Consider the following 23714-nt stretch of genomic DNA (forward strand, 5'->3'; position numbering starts at 1 on the left):
CCCAAGCACTTGACGTAGGTCCACGCCATCACGTTCTCGAAATTGGTACTGGCTCTGGCTATCAAGGCGCAATTCTATCTCATCTGGCGCGCCGGGTGTTCACCGTTGATCGTCACAAGCGCCTTGTCGATGATGCACGCGCCACTTTTGAGGCGCTGGACCTTCGCAACATTACCGCTGTCACCGCGGACGGCAGCCGTGGTTTGCCCGACCAAGCGCCCTTTGATCGCATCATTGTCACCGCCGCCGCCGAAGACCCCCCAGGCCCCCTCTTGGCGCAATTGAAAATCGGGGGTATCATGGTTGTACCCTGCGGACAGGCCGAGACGGTTCAGACCCTCGTGAAGGTTATTCGCGGCGAAGACGGATTTGACTATACCGAACTGCGCGACGTGCGGTTCGTACCTCTACTTGAAGGGGTCAGTCGCGACTAAATTAGCGCGGCACACCAAAACAGAGGCCAAAAGGCCCGTAAATTGAGCAGTTACGCTATGGGAAACGACCATAGCACAGCATATTGAGGAACAGGCCATGTACGCCACGAAATTTTCAATGCCAGCAAAAGCAGTTGTCTTATGTTCGGCCCTTGCCCTTGTTGCAGGTTGCGAGCAGGTCAAACAGTTGGATTTTGACTTGCGCGGCCTTACTGGCAACGGCGCTGACACATCATCCGCCGCGCGCGGTGCCTCAGCATCCCGTCCCGAGCCTGATAACCGTGGCATCATCAGTTATCCCAACTATCAAGTTGCTGTCGCACGTGATGGCGACACACTTCAGGCCGTCGCGGACCGAATTGGCGTTAATGCTAATGAGCTGGCGCGCTTTAACGGCATTCGCCCTAGCGACCCCTTGCGCAGTGGTGAGGTTGTGGCCCTGTCCAATCGCGTGGCAGAGCCTTCAGCCGCCACAGGTGCATCAGCCACCGGGCCAATACGTGCACCATCATCGGTTGACGTAACAACACTTGCCAGCAGCGCAATCGACAAAGCAGAGGCCCAAGCAGGCGCTGCACCAACGGCATCTGCATTGCCTCAAACGGGCGTGGAGCCTATCCGCCACCGTGTTGAGCGTGGCGAAACTGCGTTTTCGGTCGCGCGCCTTTACGGCGTCAACGTCCGCTCACTTGCAGATTGGAACAGCCTTGGATCGGACTTGGCCGTGCGTGAGGGGCAGTTTTTGTTGATCCCCGTAGCACCCCCTGCCCCAGTAGCCGCAAATGCCACCAAACCAGGTGCGGGTTCAAACGCCCCGACGCCGCCATCGGCGGCGACCCCCCTGCCAAGTGATGTGCCCAGCGCCGCTAACGCACAAGACGCAACAACCCAAGCGCCAGATTTGGGCACCAGCACAACACCGGCTGCCGCAACGGCGCGCTTTTTGTACCCCGTGCGCGGCTCAATCATTCGCGAGTACAAAAAGAACGTAAACGAAGGCATCGACATCGGTGCGCCAGCGGGCACAAATGTTACGGCAGCCGACGCAGGTCAGGTGATCTTGATCAGCAAAGACACAGACCAAATCCCGATTATCATCATGCGCCACAGCGATGGTCTAATCACTGTTTACGCAAATGTGGACGGTTTGCGGGTCAAAAAAGGTGACAAGGTAAAGCGCGGCGAGACCATCGCAAAAGTGCGTGCAACAAGTCCAAGCTTTTTGCACTTTGAAGTCCGCAAAGGCTTCGGTAGCGTTAATCCCGCGCCGTATCTGCCAAAGTAAATCGGCCTAATCAGGTGCGCTGTTAACCACCTTTAGCCTGCAAGCGAGACGCCTTTGCGTCCTGCGAGATCGGTAAAATACTGCCAAGCAACGCGTCCAGATCTACTGCCACGCGTTGCTTGCCATTCAATAGCTTCAGCACGTAACTCTGCATCACCCATCTCAACACCGAAGGCATCACAGTATCCGCGGATCATCGCGAGAAACTGATCTTGGCCGCAAGCGTGAAAGCCCAACCACAGTCCAAAACGGTCCGACAGGCTGACTTTTTCTTCCACGGCCTCAGCTGGATTAATCGCACCGCCACGCTCGTTCTCGATCATGTCACGCGGCATCAGATGGCGACGGTTTGACGTCGCATACAGCACCACATTATCAGGGCGGCCTTGCACCCCGCCGTCCAACACCGCCTTGAGCGATTTGTAATGGGCATCATCGTGGCCAAAGCTGAGATCATCGCAAAACAGAATAAACCTACACTCGGGAGCATCGCGCAGCAGCTCAAGCAACCGCCCGATTGTCGGAAGGTCTTCGCGCTGAATCTCGACTAGCTTACACAAAGTATTTTCAGCATGAACAGCGCCGTGTACGGCTTTGACAAGGCTGGATTTCCCCATGCCCCGCGCGCCCCACAACAACGCATTATTTGCTGGCATGTCGTCCGCGAACTGCTTTGTGTTGGCCAACAAAGTGTCCCGCGCCCGATCCACCCCAAGCAGGAGTTCTAACGGCACCCGCGCGACATCTGCGACGGGGACCAAGCAATCAGGCTCGGTCGACCAGACAAAGGCGCTTGCAGCATCTAAATCAGGTTTTGCAACAGGCGGGGGCGACATACGCTCAAGCGCCTGCGCAATCCGTTCAAGCGCATCGGTGGGTAAAGTCGTCGTCATCACCGGTTCTCTTTTTCGTCCGTCCCGCCTTCACCGTGCAGCTCTTCGTCCCAGAGACCTTCGTCTTTCATCTTCTGAATACGGCGCTTTTCTACACCTTGGACCAGCCAGATAGAAATCTCGTAAAGACCATAGACCACCACGAACAGGATAACTTGCGTCACAACATCAGGGGGCGTGACCAAAGCCGCCAGCACCAGAATGCCCACAACAGCGTATTTGCGCACAGCCCGCAGACCGGCGGCGCTGACCAAGCCTGCCTTGCCCATTAAGGTTAATAAAACAGGCAACTGGAAACACAGACCGAATGCGAAAATAAATTTCAGAGATACATCCAAGCTTTCACGCACAGAGCCCAGAAAGACTGTGCTTAACTCATTGTTAGCCTGTGGCGCCTCACCAGTGACTAATCCTGCGAGGGACGGGATGACATCAGAAAAGCCGATAAAGAAGTTCATCGCCAGCGGCGTCACAACGTAGTGCGCAAACGAAGCCCCCAACATGAAAAGCGCAGGGCTTGCGATGATGAATGGCAAAAACGCGTTTTGCTCGGTCTTGTACAAACCCGGCGCAACAAAGCGCCAAAGTTGGAATGCAATGACTGGGAAGCTAAAGGCAAAGCCCGCGATGACCGAAATCCGGATCAAGACAAAGAACTTCTCCTGCGGTGCTGTGAAAATCAACCGCGGGTCTTCACCGCGCGAACGTAGAATGTCCGCAATCGGTTCAGCGAGGAATTCCAAGATCGGCTCGGCGATCGTAAAACATGCGACCATCGCCACCAAAAAAGCCACCACACTACGAATGAGCCGTGTTCGCAGCTCAGTCAGGTGTTCAATCAAAGGTGCCGCACTGTCATCAATTTCGGCTTCGGTGGCTTGGGATGTATCGCTCATGCGTCACCTTCGGATTTACTTTGTGCGCTTGGCGTCACAGTGGTCGCAGGTTTTGCTGCAGCCACTTCTGCCTCGGCCTCAGCTAGCGCAGCCCGCGCGGCCTCTGCACGTTTTTCGGCTTCTTTAATTTTAGTAGCGGCGTGAATTTTTGCAGCCGCATCACTGCGCTCGGGCGACAGTGACGGCTCGCCCTCGTCTCCGTCTTTCAGCGGGTCCCATGCCTCAAACGCGCGAGAGGCTTGATCAAGCTTGTCCAGACCAAGCGCCTTCTTACTTGTCATGTCCTGAAAGTCGCGGGCCACATCCCCAACGCCTGTTGAATTTGCCGCTTGGTTCATCGCTGATGTGAACTCGCGCGCCATGCCTTTGGCCTTGCCGGAGAACCGCCCCAATGTACGGAACATCTGCGGCAGATCCTTAGGCCCTACAACGATCAACGCCACCACACCCACGACGATCATTTCGCCCCAGCCAAGTCCAAACATCTACAAATCCTTTACAAGCATTACCCGCACGCGCGGATCAGGCTTTGTCTTTTTCAGTCTCAGGTGTGACGTCTTTTGCTGCGTCCGCCTGCTCTTGCTCAAGCTCTTCGGTGCCGTCTTTGACGCCTTTTTTGAACGCGGTGATGCCTTTGCCTACTTCGCCCATCAATGACGATACTTTGCCGCGGCCAAACAAAACCAACACGACGACTGCAATCAGCAAGAAACCCATGGGGCCAATGTTGTTCAACATGTCTAAACTCCTTCGCGCTTGGTTGCGCATCTATCTATGTCCGGCCTCAAGAAGTACGCGCATTTACGCGCCCTCGCCAGCGATAAACTAGCCATTAAATTGCCTTTTTGGTGTTTCTCATGACAAAAACCTGTCAACTGTCAGATAAATGGCAGGAATGCAGATTTCATTCCTAAAATTACGAACCACTGAGGAAGAAAGTACGAATCATGCGTAAGGACCGTCTCTACCGATTGATTACCCATTTGCGTGATGGGAAATTACACCGTGCCGCTGATTTGGCCCGCGCGATGGATGTCTCCGAGCGCACTATCTACCGCGATATGGAAACGCTTGCCGCCAGTGGTGTGCCCGTTCAGGGGGAGCGCGGTGTAGGGTATTGGGTGACGGCGGCCATTACGCTTCCCCCGCTGAACCTGTCTTTGACCGAGCTTGAGGCGCTGCACGTCGGCCTTCAGGTTGTGGGTGAGGCTGCGGACGATGATCTGTCCGAAGCAGCACGAACGTTGTCCGCCAAGATCGACGCAGTGTTGCCCGAAGAACGTACCAGCGCGCCGGCCTCTTGGGGCTTTGCCATTTATCCGTTCGCAGATGCCGCCCGTGGATTTCAGCATTTACCGCAGCTACGCCAGGCAATTCGTGCCCGTCAAAAACTGAAGCTACATTACGACGGCACAGACATTGTGGTCCGCCCGCTACAGCTAGATTATTGGGGGCGCGTTTGGACGTGCGTCGTGTGGAACGAAACTTCCCATGAATTCAACGAGTTGCGCGCCGACCTTATTACAGAATGTTCAATTCTTCCTGGGCTTTTCGTGGAAGAACAAGGCAAAACCCTTGCGGATTACGCAGAACGCAAAATTACCCTTTAGAGGCAAAACACGTCGTTACTTAGGAAATACAAAGCACCGGTCACGGCGCAGCATCAGCCACAAAGGCACACCCTTTTTGGGCAAAAACACCGAAGGCACGGACGCCTTTAGGATTGAACCGTCAAAATCCATCCGGAATTCGACGAGTGAATCCTTGCCCATAAATCGTGCCCGCTCAACCACGCCGCGCGCAGGGACACCAGTTTGGGGTGTCGGGTTCGGCCCAGCACCTTGCCGGTCAAAATCAATTTTGATGTGCTGTGGGCGAATAACAATCTCGACCTCACCACCCTCAGGCACTGCAGGGGCCAGAAACTGCCCAAAGGCAGTCTCGACCAATCCGCCATGAACGCGCCCTGGCACGATGTTAAGATCACTGAAAAAAGCAGCTGCGTCTTTGTCCACGGGACGCATGTGCACGTTATAAGGCGCACCGCGCTGCACGATCACGCCATCGCGCATGAGAGCAATTTCATCGGCCATGCGCATCGCCTCATCAGGTTCGTGTGTGACCAACAAAACGGCGGTGCCTTCTTCCTTAAGTACCTCAAGGGTTTCATCGCGGATGTCATCACGCAGGCGGTTATCAAGGCCGGAGAACGGCTCATCCATCAGCATAATTTTCGGCTGTGGTGCCAACGCACGGGCCAAAGCGATGCGCTGTTGCTCGCCGCCAGACAGTTGATGCGGATAGGCATCCGCATAGTGGGGCAAGCCAATGCGTTTAAGCAAATGATTAACCCGCTCGGCCTTTTGCGCGCGCGATCCCCGCAGGCCAAAGGCGATGTTGCCAGCAACCGTGAGGTGCGGAAATAAAGCAAAGTCCTGAAACATCAGCCCGATAGAGCGGGCCTCGGCCGGAACACGCGTGACGGTGTCGCACACAAGCTCACCATCGACCATAATTTTGCCACTGTCTTGCATCTCAACGCCGGCAATCATGCGCAGGGTCGTGGATTTCCCGCAGCCAGACGGCCCCAAAAGGCACGTCACCTGCCCTGCCGCGACACTAAGGGATACGTCGTCCACAACCTTACGACCGCCAAAGCTGCGGTTCAGGTTTGTCACTTCGAGACGCGGCGCATCTGTGGCTGCGGATGTGGGCATGAATGCGATGTATCCTATTTCCGAGCAAAACAATCAGGCTCGGCTTCGCACATAGCAACCGCACCGCACCTTGCCAAGACATTGCGGCTTTTCAACATGTCGCACGCAGTCGAATGAAAACCTGTGCAATAAATGCAAAAGGCGGGATGCCTTGTTTGACACCCCGCCCTTCTCAAAATTCGTACCAGATCAAATGATCAGAGGGTCGCGTTCACCGCGCCACCATCAAGCAAGATGTTTTGCCCCACCATGAAGCCCGCGTGTTGCGAACACATAAATGCACAAGCAGCGCCAAACTCCTGTCGCGTGCCGTAGCGGCCAGCTGGAATAGTCGCCGCGCGTTGCGCTTTAGCCTCATCCATGGATATGCCCTGCGCGTTCATCACGCCAGTATCAAGGGCGATCGCACGATCTGTGGCATGGATACCAGGCATAAGGTTATTGATGGTCACACCGTGGCCAGCCACCTGACGTGCCGTACCGGCCACATACCCCGTCAAACCCGCGCGTGCAGAGTTGGACAGACCCAAGACGGCGATCGGTGCTTTGACAGATACGGATGTAATGTTGACCACGCGGCCCCAGCCTTTTTCCATCATGGAGGGTAGCAGTGCTTTCATCAACGCAATCGGCGCCAGCATATTTGCATCAAGTGCTGCAATGAAGTCATCGCGCTCCCAATCGGTCCACATACCAGGAGGGGGACCACCGGCGTTCGTGACCAAAATATCGACACCTTCAGAGGCCGCCAAAACATCAGCCTGGCCGTTTTGCGTAGTCACATCGGCCACGACTGTTGTCACACTCACACAAAAACGCGCACGAATATCGGCGGCAGCGGCTTCCAAAGCCTCTTCACCCCGTGCGTTCATTACCAAATCGACACCAGCCTCAGCCAAACTCTCGGCGCATCCAAGCCCCAGCCCTTTGGAGGAGGCACATACGAGCGCGCGCTTTCCGCGTAGTCCTAAATCCATGTCATCTCTGCCTTTAGATTTGTGTTGCCGTGGCCAGCAACTTCTCACTTGAGCGCGCTGCGCACCAGTGGGTTTTGCACCGAATTGAACATTATTTCCCTGCACGCGTTCAATTTATAACTGCGCGTCACAAAATATGCCTTTGCATTGTCCTAAAGCTGACAAAATCTTAACCAAGACACTGTAGTTAGTAATACGGCGCGTCGGTGAACCATCATCCGCGCCCAACAGTCTAATGAGTGAGAGCCCACCCAAATGCCTTCCCGCGTTCAATCTTTTTCGGTCATGAAAGCAGCTGCGTTGCGCGTGACTTCCGGCGTTAACCACGGCGAAGAAATGGGCTTGGCCGAAGATGTGCTGCTGAAAGATGTCTATGAACTTAGCGGCATTGCAGCACTGCACAAACTTACGGTGAACAACACACACGCGGTCGGACAAAGCACCTTTAGCATCCATGCAATGTCAAAACTGGGACATGCGGGTCAACCCTTGCCGTCGACAGCGCCATGACGCTGATGGCACCTGACGGTCACACCCTTGAGTTGATTGTTCTGGTCGAGGTCATCGGCGGCGGGCTTGAACAAATACTGCTGCTGCCGCTCGGCATAATTGAACGTAAAATCCCCTACACGTTAGTAGGCACCACCCGTACAGATCTAGATCAACGCCTTAACCGCGTGATAGCAGCTGCTTTTTTCAGCGGCACACGTATCACAATGGCCTCAGGCGAACAGCGCGCGGTTGAAAAGCTGGCGGTTGGCGACCGTGTTTTAACGCGAGATGGCGGTGCGCAAGAAATCCGCTAGACCGGCCAGCGTACGGAACGCGCAAACAGCACAATGGCGCCCGTATTAATAAAAAAGGGTGTGCTGAATAACTCAGCCGATCTGCGGATCAGCCCCCATCACCGCCTATTCATCTATCAACGCCATGACGAAATTGGCACAGGGCGCGCCGAAGTGATGGTCCAAGCACGCCACCTCATCAACGGTACATCCGTTGTTCAAGAGGCGGGGGGCTTTGCAGATTATTATCAACTACTCTTGGATCAGCACCACATCATCTATGCAGAAGGTATCGCGGCGGAATCCATGCAAATGGATGCCAGCGCCTGCAGTATGATCCCGAAACCTTTGGCCAAAACACTGATGCAGCGGCATATAACCGATGGGCCTGCAACAGACCTAAGCTTTGAAATTCCAGAAGGGATGCTCACGGGAAATGCTGTTGAGTTACTGCGCCGCGCTTCGGGCAGCTAGCGGCCAAACGCGCGCCGCAATATCCCACTTTCCCAAGCCCCCCAGGGGCGCTATAGCGGGCCTATGTTAGATACACCGCTTGTCCTTGCGCCCGAAATTGCGCGCCGCCGCACCTTCGCGATCATCAGCCACCCCGATGCAGGTAAGACCACACTTACCGAGAAGTTTTTGCTTTATGGTGGTGCGATCCAGATGGCGGGACAAGTACGGGCAAAAGGTGAAGCGCGCCGCACCCGCTCGGACTTTATGCAGATGGAAAAAGATCGCGGCATTTCGGTTTCCGCATCGGCCATGTCGTTCGATTTCACCACAGGCGAGGACAGCTACCGGTTCAACCTTGTCGACACGCCCGGTCACTCGGACTTTTCCGAGGACACCTACCGCACCCTAACCGCTGTCGACGCGGCCGTGATGGTGATCGACGGGGCAAAAGGCGTTGAAAGCCAAACCCAAAAGCTGTTTGAAGTATGCCGCCTTCGTGATCTGCCCATTTTGACATTTTGTAACAAAATGGATCGCGAAAGCCGCGATACTTTCGAGATTATTGACGAAATTCAAGAAAACCTCGCGATTGATGTCACCCCTGCATCGTGGCCCATTGGGCGCGGTCGGGACTTTATCGGATGTTATGACATTTTGCGCGACGAGCTACAGTTGATGGACCGCGCAGACCGAAACACAGTCGCCTCAGCCGTAAAGATCAAAGGCCTCGACGATCCAAAACTGGCCGAACTGGTCCCCGCTGACCTGTTGGAAACGTTCTTGGAAGAGATCGAAATGGCGCGCGAATTGATGCCCCCGCTTGACGCGCAAGCACTTCTTGAAGGGACGATGACACCCATTTGGTTTGGCTCTGCCATCAACTCATTTGGCGTACAAGAACTGATGGACGGCATCGCCACATACGGCCCAGAGCCACAGCCCCAAAGGGCCGACCCGCGCGCCATTTCGCCGGACGAAAAGAAAGTGGCAGGTTTTGTGTTTAAGGTGCAGGCCAACATGGATCCAAAACACCGTGACCGCGTGGCCTTCGTTCGGCTAGCCTCGGGGCACTTTAAGCGGGGCATGAAACTGACCCATGTGCGGTCCAAAAAACCGATGGCAATTTCAAGCCCCGTGCTGTTCCTCGCGTCCGACCGTGAATTGGCGGAAGAGGCATGGGCCGGCGACATCATCGGCATTCCAAACCACGGCCAGTTGCGGATTGGTGACACGTTGACCGAAGGCGAGGCCTTGCGCGTCGCGGGCATTCCATCTTTTGCGCCAGAACTGCTGCAAACCTGCCGCGCAGGTGATCCGATGAAAGCAAAGCACCTTGAAAAGGCGTTGATGCAATTCGCCGAAGAAGGCGCTGCAAAAGTGTTCAAACCCACATTCGGCTCTGGCTTTATTGTCGGCGTGGTTGGCGCGTTGCAGTTTGAAGTTTTGGCCAGCCGCATTGAGATGGAATACGGCCTACCTGTGCGTTTTGAGGCATCGCAATTCACCTCGGCGCGATGGGTGCAGGGCCAAAAGCCTGCGGTTGACGCATTCGTTGCCGCCAACAAACAGCACATCGCAACGGACAATGACGGCGACACCGTGTTTTTGACCCGCCTGCAGTGGGATATTGACCGCGTTGGCCGCGACTACCCAGATGTCAGCCTGACCGGCACCAAAGAAATGATGGTTTAGCGCGCCAATCTCTATCCAAGACGGCAGTGCGATTCTTGCCCTGCCGTCTGTTGGTCTAAGTGGCGCACTGCAAGCATATTTACCCCACATTGTTCGGTCAAATGGTGCATTTATCACCCATTCGTGGTGGATTGCCCCCTGCCATCAGTCATCTTGGCTTAGGCGTTTGACCCACACGGACTTATCCCCTAGACCTTGGCCTGCGCATCTTAGGGGCTGTTGATCCCATGGCCAAACCGGGCCACGCGCAGACCAATCGGCGGGCCAAGATCGTGTCCGCACTAAACGCGGATTTACATGACAACTTTTGCTGATCTGAACCTTGATAAAAAGGTCCTCAAAGCCGTCGAAGAGACCGGCTATACGTCCCCCACCCCCATTCAAGCCGGCGCGATCCCACCTGCGCTCGAAGGCCGTGACGTTCTAGGCATCGCCCAAACAGGTACCGGTAAAACAGCCAGTTTTACCCTGCCGATGATTTCGATGCTCAAACGTGGCCGCGCCCGCGCACGGATGCCCCGCAGTCTTGTCTTGGCCCCGACCCGCGAGTTGGCGGCCCAAGTAGCAGAAAATTTCGACGCCTACGCCAAGCACACCAAGCTGACCAAAGCTCTTCTTATCGGCGGAGTCTCATTCAAAGAACAAGACATCCTAATCGACAAAGGTGTCGATGTTCTCATCGCCACGCCGGGTCGTTTGCTTGATCACTTTGAGCGCGGCAAGCTAATCTTGTCAGACGTGAAAATCATGGTCATCGACGAAGCGGACCGGATGCTCGACATGGGCTTCATTCCCGACATCGAGCGTATCTTTGGCCTGACGCCGTTCACCCGCCAGACGTTGTTTTTCAGCGCAACAATGGCGCCCGAGATTGAGCGGATCACAAACACTTTCCTGTCGAACCCGGCCAAAGTTGAAGTTGCCCGGGCGGCAACCACGAACGACAATATCACCCAGTCCGTTTATATGTTCAAAGGCTCGCGCCGTGACCGTCAGGACAGTGAAAAGCGCAGACTTTTGCGTCAACTGATCGAACGTGAAGCAGATGCGTGCCGTAACGGTATCATCTTTTGCAACCGCAAGATGGACGTAGATATCGTTGCGAAGTCCATGAAGAAATACGGCCTCGATGCAGCCCCTATCCACGGTGATCTGGAGCAAAGCAAGCGTATGGAAACACTCGCGGCGTTCCGCGATGGTACCCTGCGTTTCCTGGTTGCTTCTGATGTTGCCGCACGTGGGTTGGACGTGCCGAACGTTAGCCATGTGTTCAACTATGACGTTCCCTCACATGCCGAAGACTACGTACACCGCATCGGCCGGACAGGCCGCGCGGGAAACACCGGAACAGCAATCATGATCTGCATCCCGCGTGATGAGAAAAACCTCGCGGATATTGAAAGCCTTGTGAAGCAGGAAATCCCCCGCGGTGATCTGCCCGAAGGCTCAAAGACATCAGCACAAGCTGACGCTCCTAAAGACGGTGCCGCAGAAACACCAACGGCAGACGCGGACGCAAAGCCAAAGTCACGGTCGCGCAGCCGATCACGGTCACGCAAAAAGCCCGAGGCAGCTGCGGTAGACGTGGTTGAGACGCAAACGGAAACACCTCAGGATGCGACAGCGCCTACGGGTGACACAGACAAAGACGCCGAGCAGCCAATCACGCCTCAAGACAACCCACGCCAAGCCGACACAAATGAGCGTCAGCGCCGTTCACGCGGCGGACGCGGTCGTGGCCGTAATGGTGGCAATGACAACAACGGTCCGCGTTTTGAGGGCCTTGGAGATCACACTCCTGCGTTCATCGCGCAAAGCTTTGCTGAACGTCGCGCTAATGATGCCAAAACGTCTAAATCTGCACCTGTAAATGAAACTACTGTCGCGGGTGACGAAGAAGAATAACAAAAGCGGCTGGCACAACACTTGGGGCCAACCGAACTAGGAACAAGAAAGGCTGGAAACCGCGAGGTCTCCAGCCTTTTTCGTTGGTCTCCGCAAGGATTAGCTGAGGCGGCTAATCACACAAGTCACCTCTACTTTTTTGCCGATCTCTTGCTGGCAGGTACGACGCGCTTGGCGCTTTAGCTGCTCCTCAAGCTTGTCATCATCTGCCACAGTACGGTCACCGGCCCGCATAATCAGCTGACCAAGTTCCTGCTCTAGAACATCAACAAGCGGCGCATTTGATGTGCCAACTTCGGCGATGCCCTTCACTTCACACCATGGCTCACCAAGCGGTTCACCATCTTCGTCGATGATCACCGTGACAATTACATGCCCGTTCAGCGCCATCTTCACACGATCACGCACAATGCCGTCCAGCATGCCAACTCTGACGGAGCCGTCCAGATATGTACGACCCGTTTCAACATAGCCACCTACTTTGGGGGCGTTGCCGGTCAGGTCGATCATCGTGCCGTTTACAGCAACAACTGCGCTCATACCCTTGGCAGTACACAGCTTGGTATGTTCACGCAGATGGCGGTGCTCGCCGTGCATTGGTATCACCACTTGTGGATTCACAAGCTGGTGCATCTCTTCCAGATCTGGCCGGTTTGCGTGCCCCGACACGTGATAAGCACCAGAATAATCATCGATCACATCCACGCCCAATTCACTGAACTGGTTCATGATTTTAATAACACCGCGCTCGTTGCCGGGAATGGTTTTTGACGAAAACAGGAACGTGTCGCCTGCCTTCATGGTAATGCCGCGGTACTTACCGTTGGCAAGTTGGGCAGAGGCCGCGCGGCGTTCGCCTTGGCTACCTGTCACCAACAGCATCACGTTTTGGCGGGGAATTTGTGTCGCCTCTTCTGCAGAAATCGTACTGGGGAAGTCCGTCAAAATGCCAGTTTCTGTGCCTGCTTGGACCATCTTGCCCATGGCACGGCCCAAGAGGCAGACAGAACGCCCTGCAGCAATGCCCGCGTCCGCCAATGTCTGCAAACGTGCAATATTGCTGGCGAAAGTGGTCGCGACCACCATGCCTTCTTGCTCTGCGATCAGTTCCGTAATGGCAGGTTTCAGCGTTGATTCAGAGCGGCCCGCATGGCGCGAGAATACGTTTGTGCTGTCACAAACCAACGCTTTGACTGTCCCAAACGACGACCACAACTCACGATCAAACGCCTCTCCCACGACGGGGTTCGTATCAATTTTGAAATCACCCGTGTGCACAATGCGCCCTGCAGGAGTGTCGATGACAAGGCCAGAGCTCTCAGGGATCGAATGCGAGATCGGCACGAAGCCCACTTTGAACGGACCTGTCTCAAATGTCTCAGGCCAAGGGCTGACCGTGTGCAGCGCATCAGTATCCGCACCGTGCTCTTCCATCTTACGGCGGGCAATATTCGCTGTGAACGCACGGGCATAGATTGGGGCCTTAAGGCGTTCCCAAAGGTGACCAACTGCGCCCACATGGTCTTCGTGCGCGTGGGTGATGAACACGCCGTCGATACGGTCACGCCGCTCAACAAGCCACGACACGTCAGGCAAAATCAGATCAACACCGGGGGTGCTGTCCATATCAGGGAAGGTCACACCAAGATCGACAACGATCAGACGCTCTTTATGTTCGGGGCCATATCCGTAGACATAGCAATTCATCCCCACTTCGCCGGCACCGCCGAGGGGTAGGTAAATCAGCCGTTCGCTGCTCATAACGTATTATTATCCTTGTTGTATTTATAGATGACGGTCAGGCCGTGCATCGTCAAAAACTCTTCATATTCATCAAATAGCGCATGTCCTTGTTGGAACAACGGGGCCAGCCCGCCAGTGGAGACGACGCGCATCTGCCGCCCCTGTTCCGCTTTGATACAATCACAAATGCCGTTGATTAGGCCGACATAACCCCAAAAGATCCCCGACTGCATACAAGCAACCGTGTTGGTGCCAATCACACGTTCGGGCTTGGTCACATCCACATGAGGCAATGCAGCCGCCGCTTGGTGGAGCGCCTCTAGCGACAAATTCACCCCGGGTGCGATGACCCCGCCGATATAGGCACCGTCCGTATCGACAACATCAAAAGTTGTCGCGGTCCCAAAATCGACGACAATCAAATCACCACCAAAAAGGCTGTGTCCGGCAACAGTGTTTACTAAACGGTCCGGTCCAACTTGGGTGCCGCCATCAACACGCACATCCACGGGCAACAAACAATCAGGTCGTCCCACGACAAGCGGGCGACAATTGAAATAGCGGTCTGCAAACACCCGTAAGTTGAACACAACCCGCGGGACTGTTGAGCTGATGATGACATCCGTGATCTCAACATCGACTTTCTGGAAAGACATCAGGGTCGACAGCCAGACATAGTATTGATCCGCCGTGCGCTGATGCTCGGTCGAGGTCCGCCAATTCGCAATGGAATGCTCACCGTCCCAAATTGAGAAGACAGTGTTGGTGTTGCCGCAATCGATAGCCAGTAACATTCCGCTTGCCTCCTAAAAATATACGTCGGCAGCCGTGACGGTTTCACAGCCCTTGGGGGTCTCTAATACAAGATTGCCCTCCGCGTCCACATCTCGAAAGGTTCCAGTGATTGTGTCGCGGAACGTTCGGGCGGTAATCACCTCGCCCAGACGGGCGGCGCGTGACAGCCATTGTGCCCGAATGTGATCAAAACCTTCGGTCGCAAAAAGCGCTTCTTGCGATTCATATTTCCCCGCAAGTATGTTCAAGAAGTTCATTGGCGTGGGAGGCTCAACCTGCGTATCAAGATGCCGTGCAACCGCTGTCGGACCAAATGCGGCGTCTTCAATTACGGGTGCATGAGCAAGGTTCACACCAATGCCAATCGACAAACAATTCAACCGAGCCCCACCCGACGCCTCAAGCAAAATTCCTGCAACTTTACCGCCCGACAGCAATACGTCGTTGGGCCACTTTAACGCCAACTTGGACGCAGGAACAAACGCGCTTAAGGCATCAAACAATGCATTGGCTGCCAGAAAACTGCGCTGCGCCCCTTGCTGGGCCGAACAATCGGGCTTGAACACAAGAGTGGCCGCAAGATTACCACTGGGCTGCCCCCAAGATCGACCAGACCGGCCACGTCCTGCGGACTGGGCATCGGCCCTTATCCATGTGGGAGATATAAGCGACGGCGCGCGCCGCGCCGCCTCTGCCATTGTGCTGTCGACTTGATCCAGTTCGATCAAATCGACGCCTGTTGGCCAATCAGTTGACAAGTGATGCCGCTGCCCAAGCCGCTGGTGCCTCAATTCCGAACAAGTTGATCACACCCAACAGCATTGCCGCAGCAGAACCGACAAGGAACAACCTCAGCACCGGCGTGGCCTTTACAGAAATGTCGTCCTGCGCCTCACCGAAGTACATGAAGTAGACGATGCGAAGGTAGTAGAAAGCACCAATGACCGATGCAATCACACCTGCAATTGCCAGCCATGACAGTCCGGCATCTACCGCTGCAACAAGCACACCGTATTTGCCAAAGAAACCCAACATCGGCGGCACACCCGCGAGGCTGAACATCAGTACCAACATGGCCAAGGCCTGAACTGGCTCACGGCTTGCCAAACTGTTCAGCGAAGAAATATTTGTCACGGGTTGGCCTTCTTTGTTCATCGTCAAAATAAACGCAAACGTCCCGATGTTCATAGTTACGTAAATAGCCATGTAGATCAGCATGGCCTGCACACCCAAAGCGGTACCCGCTGCAAGGCCCATCAAAGCAAAACCCATGTGCGCGATGGACGAGTACGCCATCAGACGCTTGATATCTGTTTGACCAATCGCAGCAATGGCACCAAGGAACATCGATAGAACCGCAAGGAAGGCCACAATTTGCTGCCAGTCAGCAACTGAAGTCCCAAATGCATCGTGCATCACGCGGGCAAATAGAGCCATCGCCGCAACCTTCGGTGCGGTAGCGAAGAAAGCGGTGACCGGTGTTGGAGCACCTTCGTATACGTCTGGTGTCCACATATGGAACGGTGCTGCGGACACTTTGAATGCAAGACCCACAGACAAGAAAACTAAGCCGAAGATCAGCCCAAGCGACATCGGCCCGTCACCTGCGGCATCGACGATACCAGTGAACAGGGTTGTGCCCGCATAGCCGTATGTCAGCGACGCACCGTAAAGCAACAGACCAGATGACAGCGCACCCAGCACAAAGTACTTAAGGCCCGCTTCAGTAGATTTGACATTGTCGCGGCGCAGCGATGCGACCACGTAAAGCGCGAGGGATTGCAGCTCCAGACCCATGTAAAGGGCCATCAAATCACCAGCAGACACCATGACCATCATGCCAACGGTTGCCAAGGCAACTAACAGCGGATACTCAAAACGCAGCAGATCACGACGCGTCATGTACTCTTCCGACATCAGCAAAACCGCGGCTGCCGACAACAGAATTGTGACTTTTGCAAAGCGCGAGAACGCATCGTCCACAAACATCCCACCGAACGCCACAGATGTGCCCTCGCCCGATGTTGCGATCCACGCAGCCATGCCCACGAATACGATCGAGGTCATCCAAAGCGACAAGCGCGCCATGGCATCCTTGCCTGTGTAGACAATAGCAATCAGCGCAACCATGGCATAAAGTGCCAGCACAATTTCCGGCAGCATAGTGTTGATATCAGCAGTCATAGCTCAGATCCTTTAGTGCGCCGCGATTTCAGCGGTTTGGGCTGTCGCATCAAATGCGTTGACGGCCACGTCATAGTTTTGAACAAGGGCGAAAACCGATGGTCCGATGATGTCTGTTACCAAACTGGGATAGATCCCCAACAACAGCGTCATCACCACGAGTGGGGCAAAGATTGCCCGCTCAAGACGGGTCATATCTGTGATTGTTTTTAGGCTTTCCTTGATCAGGTCACCCATCACCACGCGGCGGTAGAGCCACAACGCGTAGCCAGCAGATAAGATCACACCCGTCGCAGCGACCATTGCCACCCATGTGTTCACTTGGAACACGCCAATGATGGTCAGGAATTCACCTACAAAACCGGACGTCCCAGGCAAGCCAACGTTGGCCATGGTAAAGAACATGAACACCAACGCATATGCAGGCATTCTGTTCACAAGACCGCCGTAAGCATCGATATCGCGTGTGTGCATCCGATCGTAAATAACACCGACACATAAGAACAGTGCGCCAGAGATAAAGCCGTGGCTGATCATCTGGAAAATCGCACCATCAACACCTTGCTGGTTGGCTGCGAAGATACCCATTGTCACAAAGCCCATGTGCGCAACAGATGAGTAGGCAATCAGCTTTTTCATATCCTCTTGGACCAATGCGACAAGCGATGTGTACACAATCGCGATGGCCGACATCCACAACACTAGCGGTGATAGGATCTCGGAGCCGACGGGGAACATAGGCAGTGAGAAGCGCAAGAAGCCGTAGCCGCCCATCTTAAGCAAGATCGCCGCAAGAACTACAGAACCCGCTGTTGGCGCCTGAACGTGTGCATCAGGCAACCATGTGTGCACCGGCCACATGGGCATTTTTACCGCGAAGCTTGCGAAGAATGCCAAAAATAACAACGTCTGAAAACCGCCGAGGATGTGGAAGCCGAACAGGTTCAGAACCGCGCTGTCAAATTCAAAGCTCAGTAGCGTCGGGATGTCGGTCGTGCCTGCCTCGATATACATCGTGACCATCGCAACCAGCATGAGAACCGAGCCAAGGAACGTATAGAGGAAGAACTTGAACGACGCGTAGATACGGTTCGCACCACCCCAAATACCGATGATTAGGAACATCGGGATCAGGCCTGCCTCAAAGAACAGGTAAAACAGCACCATATCCAACGCGCAGAATACACCCAGCATCAGTGTTTCGAGCAACAAGAACGCGATCATGTATTCTTTGACGCGGTGCGTCACACCCCAGCAGGACGCAATCACAAGCGGCATGAGGAACGTGGTCAGCATCACGAACAGAACGCTGATCCCGTCAACGCCCATCTTGTATGTCAGGCCCATCAACCATGTGTGTTCTTCAACAAACTGAAAGCCCGTGTTTGACGCGTCAAAGCCGGTAAGAATGAAGATCGAAAAAACGAACGTTGCTGTGGTGGCCCACAATGCGACCCACTTTGCGTTGCGCTGTGCTGCTTCGTCGTCACCACGCAAAAACAGCGCCAAAATAAGCGCGCCAAGCAGCGGCAGAAAAGTGACAATGGAGAGAAGGTTATCCATGGTTCGTTATCCAGCAGTCAGGGTCATCCACGTGATCAGCACAACGAGGCCGATCACCATGGAGAACGCGTAAGTAAAGATGTAGCCGGACTGCAAGCGCCCTGCCAAACGGGTGAAGAACGGCACAATACCAAGCGCCAAACCGTTGATGCCACCGTCGATGATGCCAACATCACCACGGGTCCACAAAAAGCGGCCCAGTGATTTTGCAGGGCGAACAAAGACCGCGTCGTAAAGCTCGTCAAAGTACCATTTGTTGAGCAAGAAATTATACAGCGGCCATTGGTTTTCGGCCAATTTTGCGGGCAGATCAGGACGACGAATGTACATGTACCACGACAAGATGAAGCCAAAGAGCATCGCAAAAAACGGGCTAAGCTTGACCCATTTCGGCACCAAGTGAGCCTCATGGATCATGTGGTTGTCTGGGCCAATAAAGATGGCACCTTCACCGGGGACTTGGCTGCGGTCGTGATCCGAATGATCCCCGTCTGCCTTAGCGCCAGCTGCGTATGCCGGTGCTACCAACGTTGGGGCGTCGAAATACGCATGCGCTTCGCCCTTTTTCACGCCAATACCAAAGAACTTATCAACGCTTTCTTGGCTACCAAAGTAGGGTTTGTAGAACGCCATGCCGGCGAAAATTGCGCCAAAAGCAAGTACGACGAGCGGCACTAGCATTACACTGGGGCTTTCGTGGGCGTGCTCGTGGGTGTGTTTATCACCCCGCGGCTTGCCGTAGAACGTCAAGAACATCAGGCGCCAGCTGTAGAAGCTTGTCATGAATGCAGCAATGACCAGCATCCAGAACGCAAAAGTTGATCCCACAAACGCACTCTCAATGATTGCATCCTTTGAAACGAAGCCCGCAAAGCCAACTGGGAAGCCAACATACAGCAGCGGAATACCCACACCAGTAATGGCCAAAGTACCAATCATCATCGCCCAAAATGTCACCGGTAGTTTCTTGCGAAGACCGCCGTAGTTACGCATGTCCTGCTCGTGGTGCATTCCGTGGATGACAGAGCCCGCGCCTAAGAAAAGCATCGCTTTGAAAAACGCGTGTGTCAGCAAGTGGAACATCGCAACTGAATAAACACCAAGGCCCGCTGCCACAAACATGTAGCCAAGCTGCGAGCAAGTTGAGTACGCAATCACGCGCTTAATATCGTTTTGAACCAAGCCCACAGTTGCCGCAAAGAATGCTGTGATCGCGCCTACGATAACCACAAAGTTTGTGGCGACCGGTGCGAACTCCATCAGCGGTGACATACGACATACGAGGAACACACCCGCAGTAACCATTGTCGCCGCGTGAATAAGTGCCGACACAGGAGTCGGGCCTTCCATCGCGTCAGGCAACCACGTGTGCAACAACAACTGCGCAGATTTACCCATAGCGCCAACGAACAGCAGGAATGCCAGTAAGTTCGGTGCAGACCAGTCAGTCCAGAGGAAACGGATTGTCTGCTCGGCCAATGTTGGCATGTAGGCGAAGATATCTTCAAACTTCACGCTGTCTGCCAGCAAGTACAGCCCCGCGATACCGAGGATAAAAGCAAAATCACCCACGCGATTGACGATGAATGCTTTCATCGCAGCAGCATTGGCCGAAGGTTTGCGGAAATAGAAGTTGATCAACAAATACGACGCAACGCCCACACCTTCCCACCCAAAGAACATCTGAACAAGGTTGTCGGCTGTGACCAGCGTCAACATCGCGAAAGTAAAGAAAGACAGATATGCAAAGAAGCGCGCTTTGTAGTTTTCGCCCTCTTTGAAGTTTTCGTCATGAGCCATGTAGCCGAACGAGTAGAGGTGAACCAACGCCGAAACCGAATTGATCACGATCAGCATCGTCGCCGTCAAGCGGTCAAGGCATATCGCCCAATCAGTCGCAAAAGTGCCGCTCTCGATCCATGGCAAGATCTGGATCGAATGTGTAACTCCGTCAAACGACAGGAATACGACCCATGAAAGACCCGCAGCCAACATCAACAAACCAGTCGACACGTATTGCGCCGCGGTTTCGCCGATAAACTTCCAGCCGAAGCCCGCGATCAAGGCCCCAATGAGGGGTGCAAACAAGATGATGGTTTCCATTGGATTAGCCTTTCATCACGTTGACGTTTTCAACGTCGATGGTGCCACGGTTGCGGAAGAAACAAACCAAAATTGCAAGACCAATCGCCGCTTCGGCCGCTGCAACAGTCAGCACAAAGAGGGTGAATACCTGGCCAACCAGATCATCCAGAAACGCGCTGAAAGCGACAAAATTGATGTTCACCGCCAAGAGCATCAATTCAATGCTCATAAGCAGGATGATGACGTTCTTACGGTTAAGAAAAAGGCCAAAGATACCGATAACAAACAAGGCCGCTGCAACGGTAAGATAGTGTTCGATGCCAATCATGAGTTACAAGCCCTGCCCTGATTTGATGTCTTTGAGTTCCATCGCCTTCGCTGGATCGCGCATCATCTGCGCTACAACGTCTTGGCGTTTGATGTCCTGGCGGTGACGCAGTGTCAGTACAATTGCGCCAATCATCGCCACAAGCAGGATCAACCCTGAAAGCTGGAACAGCATGATGTATTTGTCATAGATGAGCAGGCCCAAAGCCGCTGTGTTTTGCTGATCACCCTGACGTGCCGCAACGCGTTCAAGTGCACCGTCGCCGTATTCCCACGCGCCAAAGGCCAGCGCCAGTTGCATCAACAACACTGTACCAATCAACAGCGCAATCGGCACGTATTTGGCCATTTCGGCTTTCAGCTCGGCAAAGTCGACGTCTAGCATCATCACAACAAATAGGAACAAAACCGCGACCGCGCCCACGTAGACGATGATCAACAGCATGGCGACGAACTCAGCACCCAACGTGACAAATAAACCTGCGGATGACAGGAACGCCAAGATCAGCCACAAAACTGAGTGAACGGGGTTTCGACCAATAACAGTGAAAAGCCCCCCGGCGATCGTTGAGATCGCAAAGGCGTAAAACGCAATTGTCAGCACACTCATTCGGTGTCGTCCTTCTCTTTCAATGCATCTGCGGCCAGTTGCATCGCTTTGGTCATCGCGGGCATGCCGCCCAACAGAGACATCGTAGCGATGGTCTCCATGATTTCTTGTTCTGTCGCACCGGCTGTGTGCGCGTTGCTGACAGTAATTTTAATCTGCGCATCGGCCGTCGCACCCTGTGCAACGAAACCTGCAAGTGACACCAGCAAACGGGTCTTGGCGTCCAAGCCCCCTGCACTTGCGGTGCCGCCCATAGTTGCATCGAGCATCTCTTCGCTCATGGCACCCATGGCCTTTTCCATGCCCTGCATCCATTCCGCAGACGACCAGTTGCCGCCCATGAAACGTTCCATGTGCGGTGCCATCTCCTTGGTCCAATCTGCGGACTGATCAAGGAAAGCCTGAAATGGATTTTCGGGCGTGTTAGTCATCTGTAGGGCGCATCCATCTCAAGGTTGCGTGCAATTTCAGCTTCCCAGCGGTCGCCGTTCTCAAGCAGCTTTGTCTTGTCGTAATACAGCTCTTCGCGGGTCTCTGTTGAAAACTCGAAATTGGGGCCCTCAACAATTGCGTCCACCGGACAGGCTTCTTGGCAGAAACCACAGTAGATGCACTTGGTCATGTCGATGTCATAGCGCGTGGTACGGCGGCTGCCGTCATCACGGGGCTCGGCGTCAATAGTGATGGCCTGTGCAGGGCACACAGCCTCGCACAATTTACACGCAATGCAACGCTCTTCTCCATTTGGATACCGGCGCAAAGCATGCTCGCCGCGGAAACGCGGGCTCAGCGGACCTTTTTCGTGCGGGTAGTTCAATGTTGCCTTAGGCGCAAAGAAGTAGCGCAAGCCAAGTTTGAAACCCTTAAAGAAGTCTGCCAACAGAAAATATTTAGCAGCGCGCGTATAATCGATATTTGCCATTTTCTGATCCTTACCCAATGAGGTCCCAACGGGCATAGATGCCCCAGAACCAGTCAAACTTTGCTGCGAAGGCTACAAACACGACCCACACCAGCGAGAACGGTAGGAATACTTTCCATCCCAAGCGCATCAGTTGGTCGTATCGGTAGCGTGGCACGATCGCCTTCACCATCGCAAAGAGGAAGAAGAAGAACGCCATCTTACCAACCATCCAGAGCGGACCATCAGGCAAGAACGGGATCGGGGACAACCAGCCGCCAAAGAACAACAACGAGATCAATGCGCACATCAGGAAGATCGCGATGTACTCACCCGCCATGAACAACAAAAACGGTGTAGATGAATATTCAACTTGATAGCCAGCGACCAATTCAGATTCCGCTTCGGGAAGGTCGAACGGTGGACGGTTCGTTTCAGCCAAACAGCTAATGAAGAACAAGAAAACCATCGGGAAGTGCGGCAACCAGTACCAGTTGAAGAACCCAAAGCTGCCTTCCTGCGCCTGTACAATGTCAACAAAGTTAAGCGAGCCAGTAGACAGAATGACGCCAATGATGATGAGGCCGATCGATACCTCATAAGAGATCATCTGCGCCGCAGACCGCAGAGAGCCAAGGAAAGGGTACTTTGAGTTAGACGCCCAACCACCCATAATCACGCCGTAAACTTCAAGTGACGAGATCGCGAAAACGTACAAGATAGCCACGTTGATGTCGGCCAAAACCCACGTGTCGTTGAACGGGATAACCGCCCAAGCGATCAAAGCCAGCACAAAACTTGTGAGCGGCGCAAGCATGAAGACGGTTTTGTCGGCACCAGCTGGAACAACAACTTCTTTGACAACGTACTTGAGCGCATCAGCCACAGTTTGCAAAAGGCCGAACACACCGACAACGTTTGGACCACGGCGCATCTGTACGGCCGCCCAAATCTTACGGTCGCCATAGACCAAGAAAAGAAGCGAAACCATGACAAACGCGACAACTGCCAGCGTTTGGGCCACAATGATCAGCGCCATTCCGGCACCCGTATTTAGAAAATCAGCCATTGGTCCTCACACCGTCGGTATTCCCAGTTCCTTGCAGTTCGCAACAGCCACTTCAGCGTCAATCGTGCTGACACCTCGCGGTAGTGCTGGCGAAATGGTGTAAACAGCATCTGCATGCCACTTTCCACCCTGCATCTTTGTCGTTGTGCGCACGTGGCGCGCAAAACCGTAGCCCCGGATCAACGTATACTGGGCGGCAGCGCATTCAGCGTAGGCTCGCAAATCAGCCTTTGTGCGCGCGCCGCGCATCGTTACGTTAAAGTTGACCAAGTCACCGTCGAGCAAATCGGTTCGTATTCCTTCGTATTTTGGTGAAAACGCCGCATCTTGTGAGGTCTGCACAGGCTGACATGCGGCCAGCCCGATCAGACACGCGACGCTCCACCGCACGGGGATT

At 54.3% G+C, this 23714-nt stretch carries 24 protein-coding genes and 1 pseudogene; 7 read left to right on the forward strand and 18 right to left on the reverse strand.

The genetic code is table 11. From position 1 onward, the window contains the following. Positions 1-434: protein-L-isoaspartate O-methyltransferase family protein (locus tag ACTF5M_RS06760; protein WP_438960279.1), on the forward strand; the 434-nt coding region annotated here is incomplete at its 5' end. Positions 435-531: 97 nt separating this feature from the next. After that, positions 532-1719 carry a peptidoglycan DD-metalloendopeptidase family protein gene (locus tag ACTF5M_RS06765; RefSeq protein WP_438960280.1) on the forward strand — a complete coding sequence of 396 codons (1188 nt, stop codon included), beginning with the start codon at positions 532-534 and terminating at the stop codon, positions 1717-1719. A gap of 32 nt (positions 1720-1751) precedes the next feature. On the opposite strand, the gene ACTF5M_RS06770 is transcribed toward ACTF5M_RS06765, so the two are convergent. From ACTF5M_RS06770 to ACTF5M_RS06785, 4 genes are read right to left on the reverse strand one after another with little or no spacing between them, the layout of a single operon-like run. Beyond that, positions 1752-2612, reverse strand: coding sequence for an ATP-binding protein (locus ACTF5M_RS06770; protein WP_438960281.1), 861 nt, complete (start codon positions 2610-2612; stop codon positions 1752-1754). Beyond that, complete coding sequence (tatC, locus tag ACTF5M_RS06775; RefSeq protein WP_438960282.1) at positions 2612-3508, reverse strand: twin-arginine translocase subunit TatC; 897 nt, start codon at positions 3506-3508, stop codon at positions 2612-2614. The genes ACTF5M_RS06770 and tatC overlap by 1 nt, the downstream gene beginning before the upstream one ends. Then, positions 3505-3993 carry a Sec-independent protein translocase protein TatB gene (gene tatB, locus ACTF5M_RS06780; RefSeq protein WP_438960283.1) on the reverse strand — a complete coding sequence of 163 codons (489 nt, stop codon included), beginning with the start codon at positions 3991-3993 and terminating at the stop codon, positions 3505-3507. Before tatB ends, tatC begins: the two co-directional genes overlap by 4 nt. Positions 3994-4030: 37 nt before the next feature. Next, positions 4031-4246, reverse strand: coding sequence for a twin-arginine translocase TatA/TatE family subunit (locus ACTF5M_RS06785; RefSeq protein WP_048597959.1), 216 nt, complete (start codon positions 4244-4246; stop codon positions 4031-4033). Positions 4247-4452: 206 nt separating this feature from the next. Between ACTF5M_RS06785 and ACTF5M_RS06790 the strand changes: the two genes are divergently transcribed. Then, the gene (locus ACTF5M_RS06790) at positions 4453-5118 is read left to right on the forward strand and encodes a helix-turn-helix transcriptional regulator (protein WP_438960314.1); all 666 of its coding nucleotides are present in this window, start codon (positions 4453-4455) and stop codon (positions 5116-5118) included. A 15-nt stretch (positions 5119-5133) separates the two neighbouring features. Here ACTF5M_RS06790 and ACTF5M_RS06795 read toward each other — a convergent pair whose 3' ends face one another. Together ACTF5M_RS06795 and ACTF5M_RS06800 are read right to left on the reverse strand one after the other, a co-directional pair. Continuing rightward, the gene (locus ACTF5M_RS06795; protein WP_438960284.1) at positions 5134-6225 is read right to left on the reverse strand and encodes an ABC transporter ATP-binding protein; all 1092 of its coding nucleotides are present in this window, start codon (positions 6223-6225) and stop codon (positions 5134-5136) included. Between the two features lie 197 nt (positions 6226-6422). Beyond that, positions 6423-7202 carry an SDR family oxidoreductase gene (locus ACTF5M_RS06800; RefSeq protein WP_438960285.1) on the reverse strand — a complete coding sequence of 260 codons (780 nt, stop codon included), beginning with the start codon at positions 7200-7202 and terminating at the stop codon, positions 6423-6425. 285 nt (positions 7203-7487) lie between these two features. Here ACTF5M_RS06800 and ACTF5M_RS06805 point away from each other — a divergent pair, with 285 nt between their 5' ends. The 4 genes and pseudogenes from ACTF5M_RS06805 (at position 7488) to ACTF5M_RS06820 (ending at position 12040) form a co-directional block, all read left to right on the forward strand. Then, on the forward strand, positions 7488-7712 hold the full coding sequence (locus tag ACTF5M_RS06805; protein ID WP_438960286.1) for a hypothetical protein: 225 nt from the start codon (positions 7488-7490) through the stop codon (positions 7710-7712). A gap of 5 nt (positions 7713-7717) precedes the next feature. Further along, positions 7718-8461: pseudogene (locus ACTF5M_RS06810) on the forward strand (Hint domain-containing protein). Positions 8462-8524: 63 nt separating this feature from the next. Then, a complete protein-coding gene (locus ACTF5M_RS06815) occupies positions 8525-10135 on the forward strand; it encodes a peptide chain release factor 3 (protein ID WP_438960287.1) in 1611 nt (536 codons plus the stop codon). Positions 10136-10432: 297 nt separating this feature from the next. Continuing rightward, positions 10433-12040, forward strand: coding sequence for a DEAD/DEAH box helicase (locus ACTF5M_RS06820; protein ID WP_438960288.1), 1608 nt, complete (start codon positions 10433-10435; stop codon positions 12038-12040). Positions 12041-12139: 99 nt separating this feature from the next. Here the strand turns inward: ACTF5M_RS06820 and ACTF5M_RS06825 are convergent, their stop codons facing one another. Genes ACTF5M_RS06825 through ACTF5M_RS06880 form a run of 12 tightly spaced genes read right to left on the reverse strand, consistent with a single transcriptional unit; the run spans position 12140 to position 23707 of the window. Further along, a complete protein-coding gene (locus tag ACTF5M_RS06825; RefSeq protein WP_438960289.1) occupies positions 12140-13801 on the reverse strand; it encodes a ribonuclease J in 1662 nt (553 codons plus the stop codon). Further along, positions 13798-14577, reverse strand: a complete 780-nt coding sequence (locus tag ACTF5M_RS06830) for a type III pantothenate kinase (RefSeq protein ID WP_438960290.1) — start codon at positions 14575-14577, stop codon at positions 13798-13800. Before ACTF5M_RS06830 ends, ACTF5M_RS06825 begins: the two co-directional genes overlap by 4 nt. Before the next feature lie 12 nt (positions 14578-14589). After that, positions 14590-15336, reverse strand: coding sequence for a biotin--[acetyl-CoA-carboxylase] ligase (locus ACTF5M_RS06835; protein WP_438960291.1), 747 nt, complete (start codon positions 15334-15336; stop codon positions 14590-14592). Beyond that, positions 15326-16762, reverse strand: a complete 1437-nt coding sequence (nuoN, locus tag ACTF5M_RS06840; RefSeq protein ID WP_438960292.1) for an NADH-quinone oxidoreductase subunit NuoN — start codon at positions 16760-16762, stop codon at positions 15326-15328. Before nuoN ends, ACTF5M_RS06835 begins: the two co-directional genes overlap by 11 nt. 12 nt (positions 16763-16774) lie before the next feature. After that, the gene (locus tag ACTF5M_RS06845; protein WP_438960293.1) at positions 16775-18325 is read right to left on the reverse strand and encodes an NADH-quinone oxidoreductase subunit M; all 1551 of its coding nucleotides are present in this window, start codon (positions 18323-18325) and stop codon (positions 16775-16777) included. A gap of 6 nt (positions 18326-18331) precedes the next feature. Beyond that, positions 18332-20428 carry an NADH-quinone oxidoreductase subunit L gene (gene nuoL / locus ACTF5M_RS06850; RefSeq protein ID WP_438960294.1) on the reverse strand — a complete coding sequence of 699 codons (2097 nt, stop codon included), beginning with the start codon at positions 20426-20428 and terminating at the stop codon, positions 18332-18334. A 4-nt stretch (positions 20429-20432) separates the two neighbouring features. Beyond that, entirely contained in the window at positions 20433-20738 is a 306-nt protein-coding gene (nuoK, locus tag ACTF5M_RS06855) for an NADH-quinone oxidoreductase subunit NuoK (RefSeq protein WP_048597936.1), read from the reverse strand. 3 nt (positions 20739-20741) lie between these two features. Further along, positions 20742-21347, reverse strand: a complete 606-nt coding sequence (locus tag ACTF5M_RS06860; RefSeq protein WP_048597934.1) for an NADH-quinone oxidoreductase subunit J — start codon at positions 21345-21347, stop codon at positions 20742-20744. Next, positions 21344-21778 (reverse strand): carboxymuconolactone decarboxylase family protein, encoded by a 435-nt coding sequence (locus ACTF5M_RS06865; RefSeq protein ID WP_438960295.1) that lies wholly within the window; start codon positions 21776-21778, stop codon positions 21344-21346. The genes ACTF5M_RS06860 and ACTF5M_RS06865 overlap by 4 nt, the downstream gene beginning before the upstream one ends. Beyond that, the gene (nuoI, locus tag ACTF5M_RS06870; RefSeq protein WP_048597932.1) at positions 21775-22269 is read right to left on the reverse strand and encodes an NADH-quinone oxidoreductase subunit NuoI; all 495 of its coding nucleotides are present in this window, start codon (positions 22267-22269) and stop codon (positions 21775-21777) included. The genes ACTF5M_RS06865 and nuoI overlap by 4 nt, the downstream gene beginning before the upstream one ends. 10 nt (positions 22270-22279) lie before the next feature. Beyond that, positions 22280-23317, reverse strand: a complete 1038-nt coding sequence (gene nuoH, locus ACTF5M_RS06875) for an NADH-quinone oxidoreductase subunit NuoH (protein ID WP_438960296.1) — start codon at positions 23315-23317, stop codon at positions 22280-22282. Between the two features lie 6 nt (positions 23318-23323). Then, complete coding sequence (locus ACTF5M_RS06880) at positions 23324-23707, reverse strand: hypothetical protein (protein WP_438960297.1); 384 nt, start codon at positions 23705-23707, stop codon at positions 23324-23326. Positions 23708-23714: the final 7 nt, after the last annotated feature.

The organism is Nereida sp., from assembly GCF_965655635.1.
Lineage (GTDB): Bacteria > Pseudomonadota > Alphaproteobacteria > Rhodobacterales > Rhodobacteraceae > Nereida.

Bases quoted from the DNA above. Each gene is read 5' to 3' on its own strand.
- ACTF5M_RS06765 (WP_438960280.1), top strand. From the start codon at position 532: ATGTACGCCACGAAATTTTCAATGCCAGCAAAAGCAGTTGTCTTATGT.
- ACTF5M_RS06770 (WP_438960281.1), bottom strand. From the start codon at position 2,612: ATGACGACGACTTTACCCACCGATGCGCTTGAACGGATTGCGCAGGCG.
- tatC (WP_438960282.1), bottom strand. From the start codon at position 3,508: ATGAGCGATACATCCCAAGCCACCGAAGCCGAAATTGATGACAGTGCG.
- tatB (WP_438960283.1), bottom strand. From the start codon at position 3,993: ATGTTTGGACTTGGCTGGGGCGAAATGATCGTCGTGGGTGTGGTGGCG.
- ACTF5M_RS06785 (WP_048597959.1), bottom strand. From the start codon at position 4,246: ATGTTGAACAACATTGGCCCCATGGGTTTCTTGCTGATTGCAGTCGTC.
- ACTF5M_RS06795 (WP_438960284.1), bottom strand. From the start codon at position 6,225: ATGCCCACATCCGCAGCCACAGATGCGCCGCGTCTCGAAGTGACAAAC.
- ACTF5M_RS06800 (WP_438960285.1), bottom strand. From the start codon at position 7,202: ATGGATTTAGGACTACGCGGAAAGCGCGCGCTCGTATGTGCCTCCTCC.
- ACTF5M_RS06805 (WP_438960286.1), top strand. From the start codon at position 7,488: ATGAAAGCAGCTGCGTTGCGCGTGACTTCCGGCGTTAACCACGGCGAA.
- ACTF5M_RS06815 (WP_438960287.1), top strand. From the start codon at position 8,525: ATGTTAGATACACCGCTTGTCCTTGCGCCCGAAATTGCGCGCCGCCGC.
- ACTF5M_RS06820 (WP_438960288.1), top strand. From the start codon at position 10,433: ATGACAACTTTTGCTGATCTGAACCTTGATAAAAAGGTCCTCAAAGCC.
- ACTF5M_RS06825 (WP_438960289.1), bottom strand. From the start codon at position 13,801: ATGAGCAGCGAACGGCTGATTTACCTACCCCTCGGCGGTGCCGGCGAA.
- ACTF5M_RS06830 (WP_438960290.1), bottom strand. From the start codon at position 14,577: ATGTTACTGGCTATCGATTGCGGCAACACCAACACTGTCTTCTCAATT.
- nuoN (WP_438960292.1), bottom strand. From the start codon at position 16,762: ATGACTGCTGATATCAACACTATGCTGCCGGAAATTGTGCTGGCACTT.
- ACTF5M_RS06845 (WP_438960293.1), bottom strand. From the start codon at position 18,325: ATGGATAACCTTCTCTCCATTGTCACTTTTCTGCCGCTGCTTGGCGCG.
- nuoL (WP_438960294.1), bottom strand. From the start codon at position 20,428: ATGGAAACCATCATCTTGTTTGCACCCCTCATTGGGGCCTTGATCGCG.
- nuoK (WP_048597936.1), bottom strand. From the start codon at position 20,738: ATGATTGGCATCGAACACTATCTTACCGTTGCAGCGGCCTTGTTTGTT.
- ACTF5M_RS06860 (WP_048597934.1), bottom strand. From the start codon at position 21,347: ATGAGTGTGCTGACAATTGCGTTTTACGCCTTTGCGATCTCAACGATC.
- ACTF5M_RS06865 (WP_438960295.1), bottom strand. From the start codon at position 21,778: ATGACTAACACGCCCGAAAATCCATTTCAGGCTTTCCTTGATCAGTCC.
- nuoI (WP_048597932.1), bottom strand. From the start codon at position 22,269: ATGGCAAATATCGATTATACGCGCGCTGCTAAATATTTTCTGTTGGCA.
- nuoH (WP_438960296.1), bottom strand. From the start codon at position 23,317: ATGGCTGATTTTCTAAATACGGGTGCCGGAATGGCGCTGATCATTGTG.